This is a genomic window from Pseudomonas sp. TH39(2020), assembly GCF_016650715.1.
Taxonomy (GTDB): Bacteria; Pseudomonadota; Gammaproteobacteria; order Pseudomonadales; family Pseudomonadaceae; genus Aquipseudomonas; species Aquipseudomonas mandelii_C.
This window is the reverse complement of record NZ_JAEKFF010000005.1, coordinates 83,180-101,842: the sequence shown is the minus strand read 5'-3', so window position 1 is coordinate 101,842 and position 18,663 is coordinate 83,180. Positions and strand designations below refer to the sequence as shown.

At 55.2% G+C, this 18,663-nt stretch carries 14 protein-coding genes; 6 read left to right on the top strand and 8 right to left on the bottom strand.

The annotated features are described in order from the left end of the window. Positions 1-31: 31 nt before the first annotated feature. From JFU47_RS05470 to JFU47_RS05445, 6 genes are all read left to right on the top strand, one after another. Positions 32-922 (top strand): SDR family NAD(P)-dependent oxidoreductase, encoded by an 891-nt coding sequence (locus tag JFU47_RS05470; RefSeq protein ID WP_201182269.1) that lies wholly within the window; start codon positions 32-34, stop codon positions 920-922. 669 nt (positions 923-1,591) lie between these two features. After that, positions 1,592-1,978 (top strand): ectoine synthase, encoded by a 387-nt coding sequence (locus JFU47_RS05465; RefSeq protein WP_201181678.1) that lies wholly within the window; start codon positions 1,592-1,594, stop codon positions 1,976-1,978. A gap of 109 nt (positions 1,979-2,087) precedes the next feature. Further along, positions 2,088-3,392, top strand: coding sequence for an MFS transporter (locus tag JFU47_RS05460; RefSeq protein ID WP_274609982.1), 1,305 nt, complete (start codon positions 2,088-2,090; stop codon positions 3,390-3,392). Beyond that, positions 3,389-4,918 (top strand): class I adenylate-forming enzyme family protein, encoded by a 1,530-nt coding sequence (locus tag JFU47_RS05455; protein WP_201181674.1) that lies wholly within the window; start codon positions 3,389-3,391, stop codon positions 4,916-4,918. Before JFU47_RS05460 ends, JFU47_RS05455 begins: the two co-directional genes overlap by 4 nt. Before the next feature lie 32 nt (positions 4,919-4,950). Continuing rightward, entirely contained in the window at positions 4,951-5,937 is a 987-nt protein-coding gene (locus JFU47_RS05450; RefSeq protein WP_201181672.1) for a class I SAM-dependent methyltransferase, read from the top strand. Further along, entirely contained in the window at positions 5,930-7,138 is a 1,209-nt protein-coding gene (locus JFU47_RS05445) for an acyl-CoA dehydrogenase family protein (protein ID WP_201181670.1), read from the top strand. Before JFU47_RS05450 ends, JFU47_RS05445 begins: the two co-directional genes overlap by 8 nt. Before the next feature lie 268 nt (positions 7,139-7,406). Here the strand turns inward: JFU47_RS05445 and JFU47_RS05440 are convergent, their stop codons facing one another. The 8 genes from JFU47_RS05440 to JFU47_RS05405 form a co-directional block, all read right to left on the bottom strand. After that, positions 7,407-8,105, bottom strand: coding sequence for an outer membrane protein (locus JFU47_RS05440; protein ID WP_201181662.1), 699 nt, complete (start codon positions 8,103-8,105; stop codon positions 7,407-7,409). Positions 8,106-8,192: 87 nt separating this feature from the next. Beyond that, positions 8,193-8,666 (bottom strand): SRPBCC family protein, encoded by a 474-nt coding sequence (locus JFU47_RS05435; protein WP_201181660.1) that lies wholly within the window; start codon positions 8,664-8,666, stop codon positions 8,193-8,195. Positions 8,667-8,725: 59 nt separating this feature from the next. Then, positions 8,726-12,139: a polyketide synthase family protein gene (locus JFU47_RS05430; RefSeq protein WP_201181659.1), complete on the bottom strand. Its 3,414-nt coding sequence runs from the start codon at positions 12,137-12,139 to the stop codon at positions 8,726-8,728. Between the two features lie 348 nt (positions 12,140-12,487). Further along, entirely contained in the window at positions 12,488-13,300 is an 813-nt protein-coding gene (locus JFU47_RS05425; protein WP_242485077.1) for an acyl carrier protein, read from the bottom strand. A gap of 118 nt (positions 13,301-13,418) precedes the next feature. Next, the gene (locus JFU47_RS05420) at positions 13,419-15,179 is read right to left on the bottom strand and encodes an FAD-dependent monooxygenase (protein WP_201181657.1); all 1,761 of its coding nucleotides are present in this window, start codon (positions 15,177-15,179) and stop codon (positions 13,419-13,421) included. Between the two features lie 3 nt (positions 15,180-15,182). Further along, complete coding sequence (locus tag JFU47_RS05415; RefSeq protein WP_201181655.1) at positions 15,183-15,794, bottom strand: HAD-IB family hydrolase; 612 nt, start codon at positions 15,792-15,794, stop codon at positions 15,183-15,185. Then, positions 15,781-17,304, bottom strand: coding sequence for a class I adenylate-forming enzyme family protein (locus tag JFU47_RS05410; RefSeq protein ID WP_201181653.1), 1,524 nt, complete (start codon positions 17,302-17,304; stop codon positions 15,781-15,783). Before JFU47_RS05410 ends, JFU47_RS05415 begins: the two co-directional genes overlap by 14 nt. Positions 17,305-17,385: 81 nt before the next feature. Continuing rightward, the gene (locus JFU47_RS05405) at positions 17,386-18,399 is read right to left on the bottom strand and encodes an SDR family oxidoreductase (RefSeq protein WP_201181651.1); all 1,014 of its coding nucleotides are present in this window, start codon (positions 18,397-18,399) and stop codon (positions 17,386-17,388) included. Between the last annotated feature and the right edge of the window lie 264 nt (positions 18,400-18,663).

Sequence of the window (18,663 nt, the reverse complement as noted above, 5' to 3'; positions counted from 1 at the left end):
CACTAAATAGCTTGAATAACAGTGATAGGCCCTGACGAACAGCGATGCCACCATTGTCCTTACAGGCGCCACCAGCGGAATTGGTCAACTTGCTGCCGTCGAGCTGGCAAGACGTGGTGCCAACCTGGTTCTCACGGCACGTGACAAGACAAAGGCTGCTGCGACTTGCGCGCGCATTCACGACGCTGCCCCCGGCGCGCGTGTTGAAGTTCACTATGCGGACTTCAGTAGCCTCGATTCCGTTGCTGCGCTCGGCTTCGAAATCGCTTCGCGATACGAACGCATCGATGTGTTGATCAACAACGCTTGCCTCCACGCATTTGAGCAGCGTGTCACCGTTGATGGCCATGCCGAGATGCTCGCCGTGAACTACCTCGCTCCCTGGCTGCTGACAGACATCTTGCGAGAGACGCTGGTTCGCTCGGCCCCATCCCGAATTGTCACGGTCGCGTCCGAGGCTTCAAGACGCAGCGGCGGGCTGACGCCGGAGAAAGACCTCTTCGACACGGCTCCATTCACGCGCCTTGGTTCATCGAGGATCTATTCGAAAACCAATCTGATGGACATTATGTTTTCGCAGGATCTCGCGGGCCAGCTTCATGGCACCGGCGTGGCGGTGCATTGTCTCGATCCGGGCTTCAACGTCACGGGCCTCGGCCGAGAACTTGGTTTCTCTGCGCAGCTCGCAAGGGCTTTCAACTGGTTGCGCATAGGAGATCCGCAGCGTGGCGCGGATATCATCGTACGGTTGGCGACCGATTCACACCTTTCGCCGGCATCGGGTGGGTACTTCTCGGTGAAGGACGCAAAGCCAATACATCCGACGCCGCCAGCCGATAACGCCACTGCCTGTCGAGAACTATGGATGGCGACATCAGCCCTTCTCGCAAACCGTGATAGGGCAGTCCCCCGAAACTGTTAAATGACATCACCTCTACGACTAGAAGCATGAGGACATCCCTACGGTGAGCGCGTACCGACGTCAGTGCAACGCATTACCAGTGACGTTCCGAGCCTGGCATATTCCGACGTCACAGTGTGGCTAATGTGCCTATGCCGATTGCACCGCAGCACTGACGTTTGCCCTATGACGGGTATGGTGTGTCAGCAGGATTTGTCTTGCTTTTTTGCGGCAAAGACAGAGCGATCTCAGCGAGCCTGAGTAGGCACGCGGATCTCGACTCTGCCATCCTCTGCACTGAGCGGGTCAGAAAAAACGCGTTGACACTCATAAATTGTTACACGTAGGATCCAGGCTCTTCAGGAGCAACAATCGGGTCAAGGAATGACTGGTCTGCCGTAATGGCATGCGTGCAACCTGCACGTCCTGCGATAAAACTTTCTGCATTTCTTGTAGGAAAGCATCCCTGTTTATCTGGTTGTGTTTTGCTCCTGAGCAGGGCGCCTGGATTCATTCGATCTCAAGAAAGACAGCGCTGTCCCGAAAATGAGGTGCTTTAAGCGATCTGCCGAGCATTTGCCGTGCGCCAGCTTGCCTTTGTGTTACCTGTTTGACGTTGACCGATCCAGCCACTCCGTTTGCCTCGCATTTCTGAGTGCGATAAGTCCAAATATTCACAAGGAACTGAATATGTTTGTTCGTAGTATCTCCGACGTTGAAAGAACCGATTTTTTTGTCGAGTGGGGTTCAGGCACCAGCCACCGCCTGCTGACAGAACAGGATGGAGTCGGCTTCACTATCTGCCACACCGTGGTTCGAGCCGGTACGGAATCGCTACTTCATTATCGCAATCATCTCGAGGCCTGCTATTGCATTGGTGGTGAGGGCGAAATCGAAGACATGGACGGCACCATCCATGTAATTCGTCCGGGAGATATGTATGTACTGGACAAACATGATCGTCACTATCTGCGCGGCGGCAAGTTCACGGATCTGATCCTGGTCAGCGTTTTCAATCCTCCCCTCGCAGGCACCGAGCGACACTCTATAAATAATCAGAGTGCCTCTTCGTATTGAGTTGCGCAGTGGACTGCCTCTTCGACGGGGCCAGTCGTTTCTAACCAACGAGTAACGAGACGACAGGGCTTCTATCAGACCTGTCGAGTGATTGTGTGGAGTTGATGATATGAGATTGTTCAGGCCGTTACTTCAACGGCCCGTGGCATTGCTGTGGGGAGGGTTGGCATTATCCTCAATCGGAGACGAACTTTTCGCCATCGCCATCGCCTGGATGGCGGTACAGATCGCTGGGACCGACGCGAGCTGGCTCAGCGCATTGCGCGGAGCTGCGGCGTTGACCGGCGCTTTGCTGGGCGGGATATGGGCAGAGCGTTGGGATCACCGCCGTACCATGATCGGAGCCGACCTGGCACGGGCCGGGCTGGCATTGATTCCGGTGATCGCCTGGGGGCTCGGCATCATGAGTCTCTGGATGCTGGCGGTGCCGCTCATGCTCATGATGATCGTCAACTCGCTCTTCGAGCCGGCGTTACGTGCCAGTCTGCCGCGCATTGTCGCGGTGCCGGACCAGTTGCAATCGGTCAACGCGCTGTTCGACGCCATCATTCGGGTTGCCCGAGTGATTGGGCCGATGCTGGCAGCGGCGATTACGTTGCTAATCCCGATCGAACATCTTTTTACCCTGAACAGCATTACTTTCCTGATCTCGGCGTGGGCGGTCATGAAGCTGAGCAAAGCGTTGCCACGCCAGCCTGTGAAAGTCACCAGCCGGCGCGCCGGTTTTACGGCCGGCTGGCGAAGCCTGGTGGGACGCTGGCGTATGCAAGCGGTGTATGTGTGTGCGGGCCTGGGCAATGTCGCCTGGAGCGTGGGGATTTCAATCGGCATGGCGCTGGCGGTCGTCAAATACGATATCCAGGGTTTTGGCGTGCAAGGTTTCGCAGCCTACGGCCTGATCATGGGGGCCTATGGCGTGGGCAACCTGATCTCCATTTTTGTCGTGGGCAACCTGCAAATCCGCCGCTTGTATCACGGCTTTACGTTCGGCTCGGTGGTCAATGGCCTAGGCATCGCAGCCATTGGCGCGGCCGTTCTGTACCTGCCACCGGAACAGGTTCTGGCGGGGATGATGGTCGGCGCTGGTCTGGCGGCACTCGGCGGGCCACTGATCGACATCTCATTCATTCTGCTCATTCAAACCCGGTTCAAGCAAAGCGAGATCGCCGGGTTGGCCAGGCTGCGCTTTGCCGCGCTAGGCGCCTCAATTCTGATTGCCGGTGCCTGTGGTGCAGCTCTGTACGCTCATTTTGAAACGGGCGTGGTGATCGTTGGTGCCGGGATTTTCGAAGTGATCGTCGGCGCAATCGTGCTGCTTGTTCCCAAAGATAACGACGCCGTACAGGCCAACAATGAAGAAGACCGTGCGTTGTCGTCTTCACCTTTTGCGGAAGGCGGCGAGGTGGCCAAATGAAACAATTCCATGATTATGTAAAAGATCACGCCGAGCGAACGCCGGACAAACTCGCGCTGACCGTCAGCGGGCGAGAAATCAGCTACGGTGCGTTGGACGAACTCGCCTCTATGGTTGCACAGCGGTTAGTTGCCACGGGGATGAGGGAAGGCGACCGGGTCGCACTTCATGCGCCAACGTCCATCGAAACCATAGCCTGTGCGCTGGGCGTCCTGAAAGCCGGGTTTGTGTTGGTGTTGATGCACTACGGCATTGCCGCCGAAAAACTGATCCATCAACTTGACGATATCAAGGCAACGACCTTGATCGTACCGGCAGGGGCAAGCCTCGATGAGTTGTCCGGGAAGGTGCATTTGCAGTTCGTCATGCACATGGGTGAATGGCGCACCCGCCGATACGCCGGGTTGAATGAGGTCTATCCAGCGTGCAACGGCGGACTTGATGGCAATGAAGTGCGCGTCATCTTTCACACCAGCGGCTCGACGAAAGATTCCAAAGGCGTAGCGGTCAGTAACACCAATATGGTGGCGGCCTACACGGCAGTTTCCGGTTATCTGGGAGGCTTTGAGAATGCGGTCATACTGAACTTCTCGCCCCTGCATTTTGATTATGGTTTTTACAACATCATGATGCCGTTGCTCGGCGGTGGGCATTCGGTTACCGAGAGCGCACTGCCTGAGCGGCCGGAGCACTTGCTTGACTTGATTCTGCGCCACGCAATAACCGGAATGCATATTCTGCCGCCCGCCGTTCACTACCTTTTGCAGGCCGCCCCCGAAGCGTTTCAAGCTGAAAAAATCAAATCCCTGAAATACATCGCCAGCAGCGGACAGGCGTTGCCGCCCAAGCATATACAGCAATTGCGAACGCTCCTTGCGGACGTTGTCGTTTACTCCATGTATGGCCTGACGGAGTGCAAGCGAGTCGCGTATTTACCACCGGATCAACTCGATCAACGCCCCGGTTCGGTGGGCAAGCCGATTCCCGGGGTCAGGGCGTTTCTGGTTGATCAGGCCGGACAACTGATCACCGAGCCTGATTGCGTGGGAGAACTGGTTGTCGCGGGTGACCTGGTGATGCTCGGTTACTGGAACAAGCCGGAACTGACCCGACGAGTTATTAAAAATAATCTGTTTGGTGAGGGGCGGGTTTACTTCACCGGTGACCTGTTCAAACGGGACACAGAACAGTACCTCTACTTTGGCGGTAGAAAAGACAATGTGTTTACGCGGCGGACTTTCCAGGTGAACCCCCGGGAAATCGAGCATGTGATCGTCGCTCATGAAGCAGTGAGCGAAGCGGTGGTGATTCCCGTCCCTGACGAAGTGGCCGGTCATGTTCCGAAAGCCTGCGTGGTATTGAAAAAAGGCCGTGAGTTATCTGCCGACGAGCTGATTCGGTACTGCACCGCCCAATTGGATTGGTACATGGTGCCCGCCATGGTCAGTTTTCATGAGGCGTTACCCCTCAACCTCAACGGTAAAACCACGGCAAGTCTCTTGGCGGCCGGCGCTGTAGCGATTTAATAAACATTCAACACGTAAACGGAATTACGGAAATGACCACTCATTCAAACCCTGCGTTTGTCGATTCTGCCATGAATAAACTGGCCGATTACTTTGATGATCTGGCAAACGGGAAAGTCCAGGTACCCAGGCAATCCGTCACAACGAGTATTCGCGAGCGTATCCAGGACGATGATGTAACGGCCTACCACGACTTGCTGGTGACACAGACGGGACCGCTGTTTTTGCACTTTCTGGCCAGCGTGCCGGGGATTTTGGAAGAGCTTTCACACGTTGGCGTGGCGCTTGACCGATATACCCGCGAGCGACGAAAAGAAGATGATCGACTCTTCACCTTGTGGGAAGTCGACGCATTTGACGGGAGCAGTGCAAGGACGTTGGCCAAGTATTCCCACGGGGCAATCCGAACGCTGACCAATTCTCCGAACAAGGCCAACCGGCAGCATTTCGACGCGCACGCTGACAAGGAAATTTCGGCGTTTTACTCAGGCTCATTTCTTCAGGTCACGGACGATATCGTGGCGGACTCATTGGGTTTGGCCGCACCATTTCGCGGGGTCGATTATGTCTATGAGATGGCGGCATTTCAGTTCTACGGCCGAAACAGGGACGAGCATCTGAAGTTCGTTTCCCGCTTCTTGCGAGAGGATGGCCTCGCGTTCTTTCTGGAAAAACTCAATCAGCCTGATCTCGCAGAGTACGAGCGGCGGGAACGGGTCAAGGACGAGCTGCACAAGTCCCATTACTTTTCCGAGGCGCAAATTGCCTGGAAAAAGGACGCCATGCTGTTGCAGATGGAAAACGGTCAGATCCTGTTCTCTGACTTCGTTGAAGCGGCGTCCCGTTATTTTTCTCATATCTATGTCATCTGGAATGGCACCAATTTCTATGAGTTTGTCGCATCCAATGACGAGAAAAGTATCTGCAGGTTCATCGAGTTGCTTGGCGAACCCTTTATCCCAGAAGGGTTCTGCTTCGAGTCTCCGGTTGTCAGGAAACTTTCATATCCCCATGACTGATTTCGAGGTGACTACGTTCATGGACTGGATGGCGAGCCTGTCATTGGATCATCATGAAACCTGCGATCGCGCGCGAAAACTGCTTGGCCGGTGGCGGGCCCGCGCCGCTGCAACCGAACAGGCTCGCTGTATTTCACCGCAGACGGTGGAGGAGCTGCTTGCCGAAGGGCTGATGCAGTTGTTCGTGCCGGAACGTTATGGCGGGCCGCAGTGCGACTGGCCAACCCTGGTTGAGGCGTCTCGAATTGCCGCACGAGCTTGTCCCTCGACCGGCTGGATGATCGGTCTTGTGGGTAGCCATGCGGCGATTGTCGGCAGGCTTCCTTCCATATGCCAGGAGCATGTCTTTGCGGATGGGCCGGGGCAAATCATTGCGACGGCGTCCGTGTCCAAAGATGTCTCGATCCACAAGGTCGACGGTGGCTTTCGCGTGAGTGGCACTTGGCGCTTCAGTTCGGGGGTCGATCATGCCGGCTGGGTAATCGTATCCGCCAAGGACCCTCGGGAGGCATCGCTCAACCCTGTGCTGATGTTCACACTCCGCATCGATGCAGTTCGGATCGAGGATGCCTGGCATGTCACCGGAATGTGCGGCACCGGGTCAAAAGACCTTCGGCTTGATGATGTCTTTGTGTCAGATGCTTGGGTGGTCTCGCAGTCCGAATGTTTCGGGCCCGCACCGGCAGGCACCAGACACAATCCGGACGGCTACCTGTTTGATGTGGCGTTCATTCCGTACCTGGGCAGCTTGCATATCGGTCCGGTGCTCGGCTGTGCGGAGGGCGCCTATGATGAGTGCCTCGCAGCCCTGCGGAATCGCCTGGCCACGGAGGAGGGCGCAGTCGCAAAGACCCGGCCATTACAGCTGGAGCGACTCGCGGAAAGCGCGGCGCAGTTGAGTTGTGCCAGGCACCTCTACTACGCGATTGCATTTTTACTGCATAGCGCCGGCGTGGCAGGCCGGTCGCTGTCGGCGCAAGAGTTGGTGACCCTCAGGCGGGATCGAGCCTACCTGGTTCGGTTATGTGTTGAGGCCGTTCAGCGGCTGGTGCAGCAAATGGGGACAGCGGTGATTTTTGAGGCGAACCCGGTGCAACGTCACTGGCGTGACCTTCAGGTGATGGCGTCCCATTTGGATGTGAATTGGGAGAACGCAATGCTCGCCTATGGTGATTTTGAATTGGATCACCACGAAATGTGATCGTGCTACAGATAGGTGAGGAGGAGGCTGAGGTGTACGCCAATTGCTTGATAATGTTGTCGGCCAGTGTCGTGATTGTCCCTGCCATCGTATTGATGATTGCTTCAAGTGTTTGCGCTTGGACAGAGCCCATCCTCTCGTAAATGATGGGTAGTGCATCGATTTCTTTGGCTGAATACGTCCGTTGCACAGGCTCAGATACTGGCGCTTTTCACCGGCTTGTCGTAGCGACGCCTTGCCAGTTTAAGGCGCCGATCTGTTTAATCACTTAGAACCCGTAATGCAGGCCGATCATTAATGACTGGGCGCTGTAGTCAGTTCGAACATCGCCTTGGGGCAGGCCTTGAATGTCGCCGAAGTGCGCATCGCGAGTTTTGGTGTATCGATAATCCAGGGACATGGACCATTGATCGGTGAGCTCGAAACCTACCCCGGCTCCGAGTTGATAGGCCGATACGGTGTCGCGATGAGTGCCGCCGAACTGGACTCCGCCGGCTTCCAGGCCACTGACCGACAAGGTGCTGTAGCCCAGGCCACCGCCAATGTAGGGAGTGAACCGACTGAAGGGCGCCGGGAGATTCAAGACGTCATACCAGAGGTTGGCCATCAGGCTGGTGACTTCTTCTTTGCCCTTGCCCGGGATGCTCCCGCCGCCCTCGTAGACCCGGTTATTGAACTGGGTCAGGGTGTTTTTGCGGTAACTGAGTTCCACTTCAGGCCTGAGCCCTACGGGGAATCGCCAACCCAATGCCAGTCCAGTGGCGTAGCCGGAGTCTAACGGGTGGTCGAACTGCATCTCGACAAAATCGAGGTTGTTCTGGTTAAGGTCCTGCGGGGCAACCCAGTTCAGGCCGCCCATGACACTGATGTAGGGGCCGAGCGTGTCGGCGGAACTGGACGCAGGGGTGATAAAGCCCATGCCAATGACGCCCATCACGAGATACTGAGTGCTTTTTAGTAGGTTCATGCTCGGTCCGAAGTGTGCCGTTATCGATAAGTAAGCGAAGCGTGCTCAGGCGCGAGCGTTCAACACGCCCATTCCTGTGATGTTTCATTAGTGCTGCAAATGCGTGCCAGGCTTGTCGAGCGCGAAGTTGCTAATCGCATTCGCCCGTTGTTCCACCAGAGTGCGCAGGTTGTCCAGTGCGGTGGTCATTGCTGCCGTCAGCATTTTTCGTAACAGCCCGCGGTATAAAAAGCTTAAGGGGCCGGAGATCTTCGCGCTGTGGGTGACCTGGGTTTCATGCGGGGAAAGTCTATGCATCTGGTGATCGAACTCGAGGTCGATCCAAAGCAGTCTTGCCGTGTTCCTATAGCTTTCATGCATCCTCACTGCTTCCAGTTTCAGTGGCATGTTCAGGCCATTCTTGAGGACACACTTGCCCCGCGTTCCAGGCTGGAACGGGCCATTGAGTTCACAATGGCTGACGTCGGTATCCCATAACGGCGCTTCTGAGAAGTTGCTCCAGATCTTCCAGATTTCAGAAGGCGGCGATTTGACTCGGACTTGCACATTTACATCGTTCACGGCGACACCTTTGTTGTGTGGGGCGCTGGCATGCTGGAGAGTGAGATCAACTCAAAGCCTCACGCAGCAGGCGCGGATTGACTCAGCACTTGAGCGGTAATACTGGCTTGACCGATTTTTTCGCCCCGGTTGAACAGGTCGATGTAGATACGGTTCGTTTTGAATGGCTGATCCTGCGTGTCAAAGCCGGCTTGCGGTGCCAATGACAGCGGGCTGTTCCTGGGGATTGGTCGATCCAGAGTGAAACTCAAGGCCAGCAGGTTCATCGGGGTATTGAGTGGGATTCGTAGATAACTGTGGGCAATCTGCATGTAGCACTGGCGGGCAACTTCGAGGAAATAGACCATCGAATAGTGCTCGGGGTCGCCCTCCTGGAAGATGTGCTCATCCGGCAGTTTGAGCGTGTCCACGCTCAAGCCCTGGGCGATACCGCTCATCTCACTGACGATGATGTTTTCTTCTCTGGCCTTGTGCAGCAAAGCCTTGTCGCGGCAGCGAATAGCCGTGAACTCGCCGGCGGGCGATGTCTCGAACGCCGAGTTGTAGGCCATGCCAAGGATGCACGTGCACATCAGCTTTCCGGCCTGCATGACCTTGGCGTTGAAGACCTGAGGGTCTTTGCCTTGTTCCAGATGAAGATCAATCGCACCCTGCTTCTGTACGTATTGCTGGAACTTGATACTCAAGGTTTTCACATAGGCAACTCGGCCGCTCAGCGGGGGCATGGCGAGTTCAATCAGTTGCAACACGCCCTCGAGCAATAAAATGCCGGGGATGTGATCAAGAGGATGGTCGAAGAAGTAAGGGTGCGCTTCATTCACCACGAGCTGGGCGTGCAGTGACTGAGGGCCACGCTGGACGTTGGCGATCACGATATTTTCCGGGCGACGTTTCCAGTGCCCGGGGCGCGGGGCTTCAGAGCCACGGTGCAGGGTGAAAAGTCCCTCCATGGCGCGAGCTCTGACACGCAGCCCCGAGAGCAACGTGCTGGTCAGCAAATCGCTGAGCTCCAGCACGTCGACGCCGTCGTGTCGCGGCTCCCTGACCAGGCTGACAGGTCGGGCAGGCAGGATGACCTGCTGCAGTTCTTGGGGCGCCGAGTGAGCGAAACGCAACGTGAAGGGATGCTTGACGGCGGCGGGTTCGGCCGCGGCCGGGCGCCACTCCTGAAGCTTTTCAGTAAATAACCACATCACTGCCTTGCCGGCCTCGCGCACCTCGATCACCGTGTGAGCCGAGGCACTCAACAGCACCGCCAACAGGGTTTCGATGCCACTGGCTTCAGCCAGGAAACCGGTAATCTCTTGCAGTGAGCTGCTTGCATGAGTTGCATCAGGCTGCAGCTCGCAGACTTCAATGTTCTGGTATTGAGTCCGCGCTTTGCCCAGCAGTTGGCAAGCCTCTTCCAACGAGTTCGCGGCATGGGCCAAGACTGCCGCGCGGATCACCAGTAAAGGCTTATCGCTGGAGCTTGGTAGATAGGGGCGCAGAGCAAGCACCCCCAACCCTTCGCCTTGCAGTGTCGCTGAGTGCCGGGCGCGTTCGATCTCTATTTCGCCACTGATAAAACGCCCTGCACCGAGCAAGAGCGTCGTCACGCCATCCTTGAACCATTGCTGCGATGCCAGCAAGGTTTGCCAGAACAAGCCAGGGGTGCCGACCAGTGTTTGATGGAAACCTTTGAAGTCAAAAATTTTCGCCGGATAGCCGGACAACATGTTCGGCAACATGGTTGCCACGTCCGTCACCTCCACACCCGGTGGCATGCCTTGAGCCTGGGAGTAGAACTTGTGGGCGCCGCTATACGCATTGCTGAAGCGTTCCCCACCCATGTTGCAGCACATGACCATCGCGGTGCCGGGTGAACCCGCCACGCCCGGCAGGCGTTGCAGTAAATGATTGATGCGATCGGTGATTAACAGCTTGAACGGATCGACGTGGGCCAAAGGTTTGGGGCCCATGCCGAAACCGTCGATATCAATGACGCGATCCTGTGCCAGGAATTTTCCCAGTAAAGGCTGACCCGCAGTGGCGGCGCAATCAACGAAGCGCCCATACGGGAAACTGACTGACGGTGCTGCTGGCTGATCGAGTTGTTGCTTGAGAGCCTGCAAGGAGAAGTGACTGCCGATCGCCGCTTCAGCCTCGACAATGGCAAGGTCCAGCATCAGCACGCCGGGGACGACCCGGGGGACGGCAGGACGGTTGTCGGGAATGTATTCATCCACCACCAGATGCGCATTGGCGCCGCCAAAACCAAAGCTGGATATGCCTACCCGGATCGCCGACTGACGATCAGCGAGGGGCTGAACCTGCTCTGTGGCCAATTGCAGGCAGGTCTCATCGACTTTTGCGCTGGGGCGGTAGTCGGGCTGAGGTGGAATACCTTTGTGACGCAATATCATCAGCGCCTTGGCGAGCGAAGCGCCTCCCGCGGCGGCCAATGGGTGACCAATGACGGATTTGATCGAACCGATCGTTATCTTTTTGCCATCTGTGCGATGAGGGGCGAAGAAGCTGTTCAACGAGTCCAGCTCTGTCGCATCACCCAGCGGTGTACCGGTGCCATGGGTCTCGATGTAGTCCACGTCGTTGGGGTCAAGACCGATGTAGGCACGCTGGTAAGCCGTGCACTGAGCCTGTTTGCCTGGCGCAAACACTGAGCCTTCGGCGCCGTCGGCCGAAAGTCCCAATGCCCGCAAAACACCCAGGGGGCGGCGCTTCGCAATCAGGGCCTGCGATACAGGCTCGACCAGAAAGGCGACCGCACATTCGCCCGGCACAATGCCGTCAGCGTACTGTCCGAACGCCTGCATTTGGGCTCGGGAGGAAAAGGCGGTCAACTGCGAGAACCCCAGAAACAGCGCTGGCGGCAGTACGGTGTTCAGTGCCATGACAATCGCGTTATCCGCCTGTCCGCTGTTGACCAGCGCTTGAGCCATATCGATTGCATAGGGGAACGAACTGCAGGCGGTGTCTACCGATAACGCAGGGCCACCCATGGCAAAAGCCGCCGCCAGTTCAGCAACTTGTTCACCCGGCGTATAACCCCATGGTGCATCGGTTGTTGCGCGGACTCCGGTGACGAAGTAACTCTCATCACTCCAGGACGTCGCGACCACCAACGCAGTGCGCTCCTTGATCAATACCGAGCCTTGTGCGGCAAGCTGGGTGAGGAGTGTCTGGAGTACTTTCTTGCCGATGGCGACTTGCCGTCCTTCATGGCGTGAAGGGGTCGATGCGTCATCGGCCAGGCAATAAGCACTGTCCAGATAAGTACGATCCTTTTCCCCTTTCTTTGCTGAATAGATTGACGCCTTATTCAGCTCCCAGCGTGTCAGCATCGAATGGATGGGCGCTACCTGTCCCTGCGAGAGCAAGTGCCAAAGTGCATCCGTTGAGGGTGCCCCGGGAAACTCTCCAGCCATTGCACTGAAGCAAAAATCGCCCTCTGTCGTTACCGCGCCACTCATACCCATTCTCCTGGTTGTCAAAATGCTGGGTGATCTTTGCGATCACCCGGATTCCATTCCATTTTTTTACAACGGCTCAGCCCAGCCTTGTCAGCAACGACATGGCGTCTTGCGGCGTACGACGCGACATCAGCGCCTCACCGGCAAATTCGCTGACAGGGCACTGTTGCGCCATTGATTGGCAGAGTGTTTCTCGGGCAAAACCGCTGAGCCCCAACTGTGCGAAAGGCGTCTCGATGTCGATCGACTTTGGGGCGTCGGGGATCAGGGGGGACAGGGTGTTTAAAAGCAGATTGCTTATCTGCTCCTGGGGGGCTGTTGGGCTTGTTGGTTGCGCTTCGCAGGGTGTTACTGAGGTCGACTCGGGGAGGCCAGAGCAGCTTCAATCAGTGCGATTGTTTCCTGTGGGAACTTGGCGTTGACCAACTCAGTGCTGTTGGCCTTGAGTTGCGGCCACATAGCGACGATCACTTCCTGGAAGTCCAGTTGCACCAAGGAGTCCAGGCCCAGACTTTCATAACTTTGCTTCTGGTCGATCTGGTCAACCGTAAAACCGGTGATATTCGCCAGTTGTTCAAGTACCCATGCTTCGATATCCACGGCGGGTGCCTGCGGATTGGCTTCAAGCCGTGCCAGCAAGACGGTGGGCGAGGGCGCATCGAAGAGCGACGAGGTGAGTTCTTTCTTTTCCGGGAAGTGTTGAGCCAGGGATTCGAAAATATCGACCAGCCCCAGGGAGTCGATGCCCAGACTCTCGAAACTTTGATCGAAGTCGATTTGTTCCTTTTTGAAACCAGTGACCGAACTTATTTCGGTGCGCAACCATTGCCCGTAACTGAGCGCAGGCGTTTGTTCCGCAACGGGTGCCGATGCCAGCACTACCGGGTTTGAGTGTACGGGCTCCAGGACAGGCAGGCTTCTGTTGACGGGTGCTTCAACCCCATGGGCATAAACGCCTTCCAGGACTTGTTGATGAGCGTTGAAGTAATGCGCAGTGACGGTCTCGGCCTGCTCCAACACACGCATCAATATGGATTCTTTTTCGATATTGGAATCGCAAAGTGAATCAATAATTTTTTCTGAAAGAGAGAAATAGCTATGAGCTATTTTTCCATTGGACACGATGAATTCCTGCACAACATCGTTGAGTTGGACGCGCATGGGGTTCTCCTAACCAAAGTCGGTATATGTTTTCTATCAACAAGAAATCAAAAGTCATGGCCCAGGGCTGGGCCTTGTGTCACTCAATGAAGCAAACAGGCAGTATCCATATAGAGACTTAAAGTTGGAGTTCCACTGCGTCGATCTCGGAAGATGTTATTTTTCTGGCCCCTTTGAGCAGCCCGGATCTTACGTTCAGATAAGTGAAGAGCGTGATTGCATCAGCCCCCTGGAAAGCGATGTAGCCGTCAGGACGAATCAGCATCAATGTGCCCTCTTTGGCATGGTAGCGCTTGTGCAGCCGCCAATCGGGGTCCAACAACGTTGAGTGCCAGAAAGGCAGCTCGGAGCTACCCAGAGCATCAATGACGCAATAAGCCTTGATGCCTGGGTAATCCTTCTCCGCCGACTCGGCCAGCGAGTAATAGTCCGGTAGCAAGGGGGAAAACTGATCGGCTGCGCTAAAAATCAGCAGCGTGAAGGTTCCCTGGAACAAGTCGATCAAGCGTTTTGGCGGCATACCTTGCAGTTGCCACAGCTCAACATCGGGAGCCAGTTGACCTGCGCGAGGTGCCGACGTCTGGAATTCGGGTTTCTTCCCTTTTTTGTCCCAATTCATGCGCTGCTTTTTCGTCAGCGATTCTTGAATGTAATCACTTTTGCCGTAGTGGTACTGATGACCGGAAATCATCGTGGGCAACTTGCGCTGAACCTTGCGCCTGCTGCTCAGCAGTGGCAAAACATTGTCGCGCAGCCAAACGAGGGCGCGGTGCCTGAGGGTTATCAGTCCGGTCAGTCGGTGTGCCGTTTTCTCGACTTCCAGGGCGACTGGGTAGCGTTCTTCGTTGTAGCTTTCCAGCAGTGATTGATCCGCCAGGCCCTGATCGACATAGGCCATTTTCCACGCCAGGTTGTAGGCCTCGGAAACCCCCAGGTTCATCCATTGCCCGCCGATCGGGCTGCCGATATGAGCCGAATCGCCCACTAGAAACACAGAGCCTTGTTGCAGCGACTGCACGCGGCGATGTTGAAAAGAGGCGATGGTGGTCGATGAAATATTGGACAGCGTCATCTTTTGCCCGCGTCCTTCGCACAACCGCTGAAAGTTCTCCAGGCTCAAGGAAGGGCGCTCATCTTCTGGCGGCAGGTCGTAGGGCATCTCAATGAACAGTCGATAACGGGATTGGGCGCTGATCGGCGCGACCGCCACATAACCATCCTGCGAACCCAGGAAGAAAGCCCCTTCGTCCTTGCTTCCAGACCACTCGATATCGGCATCGGCCAGCATGAAGAAACGGTCGTAGGACGATCCTTCGAAGGTCATCTCAAGACGTTTTCTAATGTTGCTGCGAGCACCGTCGCACCCGACCACCCACCGACTGGTAAAGGATTCGTCGTTGCCATCCGCATGATGGAGCGTCATTCGCACGGATCCCGGCTGGTTTTCTATATCGACCAGTTCGGTATTCCACTCGACATCCACCCCCAACTTGTTAAGTCGCTCAAGCAGAATCTTTTCTGTTTGCGGCTGTGGCAAGCTGAGGAGCAGGGGATAGGTCGTATCCAGGTAGGAGAAGTTGTAGTTCAGCACCCGTTTGGCGTTCGACTGCACCGAAAACTGGTTGATCGTGAACCCGTCGTTGATGGCCTGATCGGCAACACCCAGATCGCGAAAAACTTCCAGAGTTCTGGAATGAATGGCCATCGCTTTGGTAGCGGTCGAGGGGCCGGCATTCTTTTCAATAATGCGAAAAGAGACGCCCCACTTTTTCAGCATGATTGCCAGGGACAGGCCAATAGGGCCAGCACCGACGATCATTACTGTCGGGGTGTTACCGGGGCCGAAGTGCTTGGGTGCCAACGTGCTCAGAGTGTTCATCTGTTAGTACCAGTTTCTATAGAAGGGAGAGTTGGCAATGCCGAGCAGGGCATCGTCACCTGATGAATCTCCGTAGGCATAAATGTAAAAGTCATCAAGGTTGCTCAAACAGCCTTTCAGCCGTGTGACTTTTTCTCTCTCAACACAGTTGGTACCTGATATTCCGCCGGTCAGTTTGTTCTTTGCAGTCGCCAGGCGGGTGCCGCATACATAATCAAAACCTGCTGCCTGTCCCCAGGGAATCAGGTAGTTCTCCGGCGAGTTACTGACCAGCGCCGTGACATGCCCCATGGACTGATGCCATTGCAGCCGGCGCAAGGCCTCGGGCCTGAGCCAGAGCGGTAGCTGTTCGGTAATGAAATACTTGGCATGCTCGCGCTCTTGCTCAACTGACAGGCCACCCAGGTAACAGGCAATGAACGCCAGGCGCGCCTGCATCAACGGTGTGATGCCAAGGATCACACTGAGCATTTTGGGCAGCAGGGGAACGATCCTTAGCCAAAACGACTTGGTCCCCACGATAAAACGCATGTAGCGCCAGAACGTATGCCTGTCGGTCAATGTGCCGTCAAAGTCGAAAACGGCCAGTACCGGTTGTGTGCTATTTGCTTGCATGGATCTCTTCCTTGAGAGAGAAAATCTCGATGGTTCTGGGCAGTTTGAAGCCTGAGAGGTAGCGCGAGAGCAGGGTGGAGATAGCGCTCTGGGTCAGGTCACCGCTTCCTTCAACGCACAGGTGCAATACGTTGACCTCCTTGTTGTCAGGGACGATGTAAGCCTTCGCGCGCACCACGCCAGGATGCTTCAGGGCAATGGATTCGATTTCGGTCAGGTCGACCATTTGCGCTTTAATCTTCGAGATTCGCAGGCGTTGGCAATAGAAGAACACATGTCCATCATCGTCCCGCCAGACCAGATCCCCCGTGTGTAGCCAGCCATCACGGAAGAACCGGGCATTGGCGTCCGCGGCATCGTTATATCCGTCAATAACCATCGAACCGCGTATCAACAGTTCGCCGATACGCCCAGGTGCGACGTCTCGCCCCTGAACATCGACGACCCGCAGCTCTACGTTGCGAATCGGTTGCCCCATGGCGCCGCGATGGACCTTGCCAATCGAACTCTGGACTATCACTGGCATGCTCTCGGTCAATCCATAGCCTTGCAGCACCGGATTGCACCCCAGCAGCCTTCCCAGTTTCTCGGCTTCGTCCGCCGGTAGATGGCTGCCACCTGAATAAATCATCAGTTGTGGGTGCATCGACAACAGCACGCCTTTGCGTTTGGCGAGTCGCGTGTTGAAGTAGCGAATGACGTCGGGCACCAGGCAGGCGAAGGTGACCTGATACTGGGACAAGATTTCCGCCAGATCCCTATTGAGCAGGGTGTTGGTCATTAACAGGGTGGCGCCCACGCTCAATGGAAAGACCATCATCACGGACAGTCCGAAGATGGCATACAGCGGCAGCGTCACCAGATGAACGGATCCGACCCCTTGAAGATGAAACTGCTCATGCAGCCCATCGCTCGATTGCGTCAGGTCAAGGTAGCGGTGAGAAACGGCCAGAGGTTTACCGGTGCCCCTATACGTGAACTGTACCGAGACGATCGGATTGCCTTCGGGCAGTAACAAAGGTTCGGCCTGTCTAGGAAGCTGTGAATCGGCCGTTGCGTTGTCGGGCAGGGGAGAGGATGGCTCGCTTGCGGTGTTCAATACCAAGGAGTGATGAACGCCGTAGGCAGGCTGAAATGTCTCGCTATGTTGCTCGAATAGCGTTTCGGTCGTCACGACCAGCGTCGGCCGGGCAATACTGATGACGCTGCTCATTTCGAATGGCGTCAGTTTGTAGTTGAGGATAACCGGAGTCGCCCCACGCCCGATGATCGCCAGATAGTAAGCGATGAACTCCACCCCATTGGGTAGAACAACCGCCACTTTGTCGCCTGGTAATACACCTAGATTTTTGAGTGCGCCGTTGCACTCTTCAGCCTTTATTCGCAACTCGCGGTAAGTGACGGTCTCTTCTTCCGCGTCCAGGTTCCTGATAGCAATGTGGTCTGGGAACGATTCTGAAAAGCCGACGAACCGATGCAGAAAACCTTCTTTATATGAAAGGCTTTTCATTTACCAACCTCTCTCAATCCTTGAAGTAATGGTTAGACAAAAAAAGTACTACAGAGGCAGGCTATATATAGGTTGTTTCAATTACGCATTTATGTAGTTATTTTTCCGATACCAGTCCAGGGTATCGGTCAGTGTTTCAGCTACGGGGCGGAACTTGCATTCCAGCTCTTTTAGGCTTTTGTTATGGCTGAAGTGAGTGCGCCCTTGCTCTTGCTCTATGAGTTTGACGGTGGAGGTGCTGATGAGCACCGGATTTTTCGTAACTCGGTAATAGCCTTCATACACCAAGGCAATTATTCGCAGCATGAACAGTGGGATTTTTCGCTCCGGAGCTTTTACGCCGCTGACACTGGAGAGTGCCTGGAAAATGCTTTTCATGTTCATATGATTGCCGGCTGCCAGATAACGCTCTCCGGATCGGCCTCGTGTGATTGCCGCGAGTTGATGTTCCGCTACATCCCGGGCGTCTACTACGGAAAAACTTCCAGGCAGCACGCCAGGCAATTTCATTCCGACAAAGTCGAGCAGGAACTGTCCTGATGAGGTCGGGCCGATATCCCCGGGACCAAACATCCAGCCCGGTAATACCATGGCGATGAACATATCCGGGTGTTGCTGCAAAAATTCCTGAACTTTTTGCTCGGACAGTATTTTACTCAAGTAGTAATCGTCAGCATCCGATTCACTGCGAGACATCGTCTCATCGATCACTTGGTCTTTGTTGCCCTTCAATACGGCAATGGATGAAGTATGGACTGCACGACGAATGCCGGCGGCGTAAGCGGCTTGCAATAATCGCTCGGTCCCGGTGACATTGGTGTCATACAGTTTTTGCCAGTGTTTTCCACCTTTGTAACTGTCTCGGAAGTAGGCAGCCGTATGAAACAGGGCATCACAGCCTTGCAGGGCATGGCTGAAGGCGTCGACATTAAGCATGTCGCCTTCGACAAATTCGACAGGCAGATTGCCGAACTGCTTCCTAGCTTTTCCTATGGAACGAACCAGTGCTTTTACTTTGATATTTCGCTTTAAAAGCGCATGAACCAAATTATTACCGAGCAGGCCAGTAGCGCCTGTAACAAAGGCATATTCCATTAAAATCCAGCTCCAGTGGGGTAACCTGCTGCTGCATTGAGATTGATGTCACTGGTCTCGATGCTCTGATCAGGTGTTGGCTGAACCAACGATGCAAGTAAAAACCATTCGGTATCTGAAAATCAAGTGGTATTTCGTTATGGGCATAGAAGCGACGTCCCTGATCGTGACTTAAAGCTAGTAAATTCAGCATCTTAGCGCCTAGCCGGCAGTAGGAATTTCACCTGGGGCGGGCGGATTAAGGTCATTGAAAGAAATTTTTAG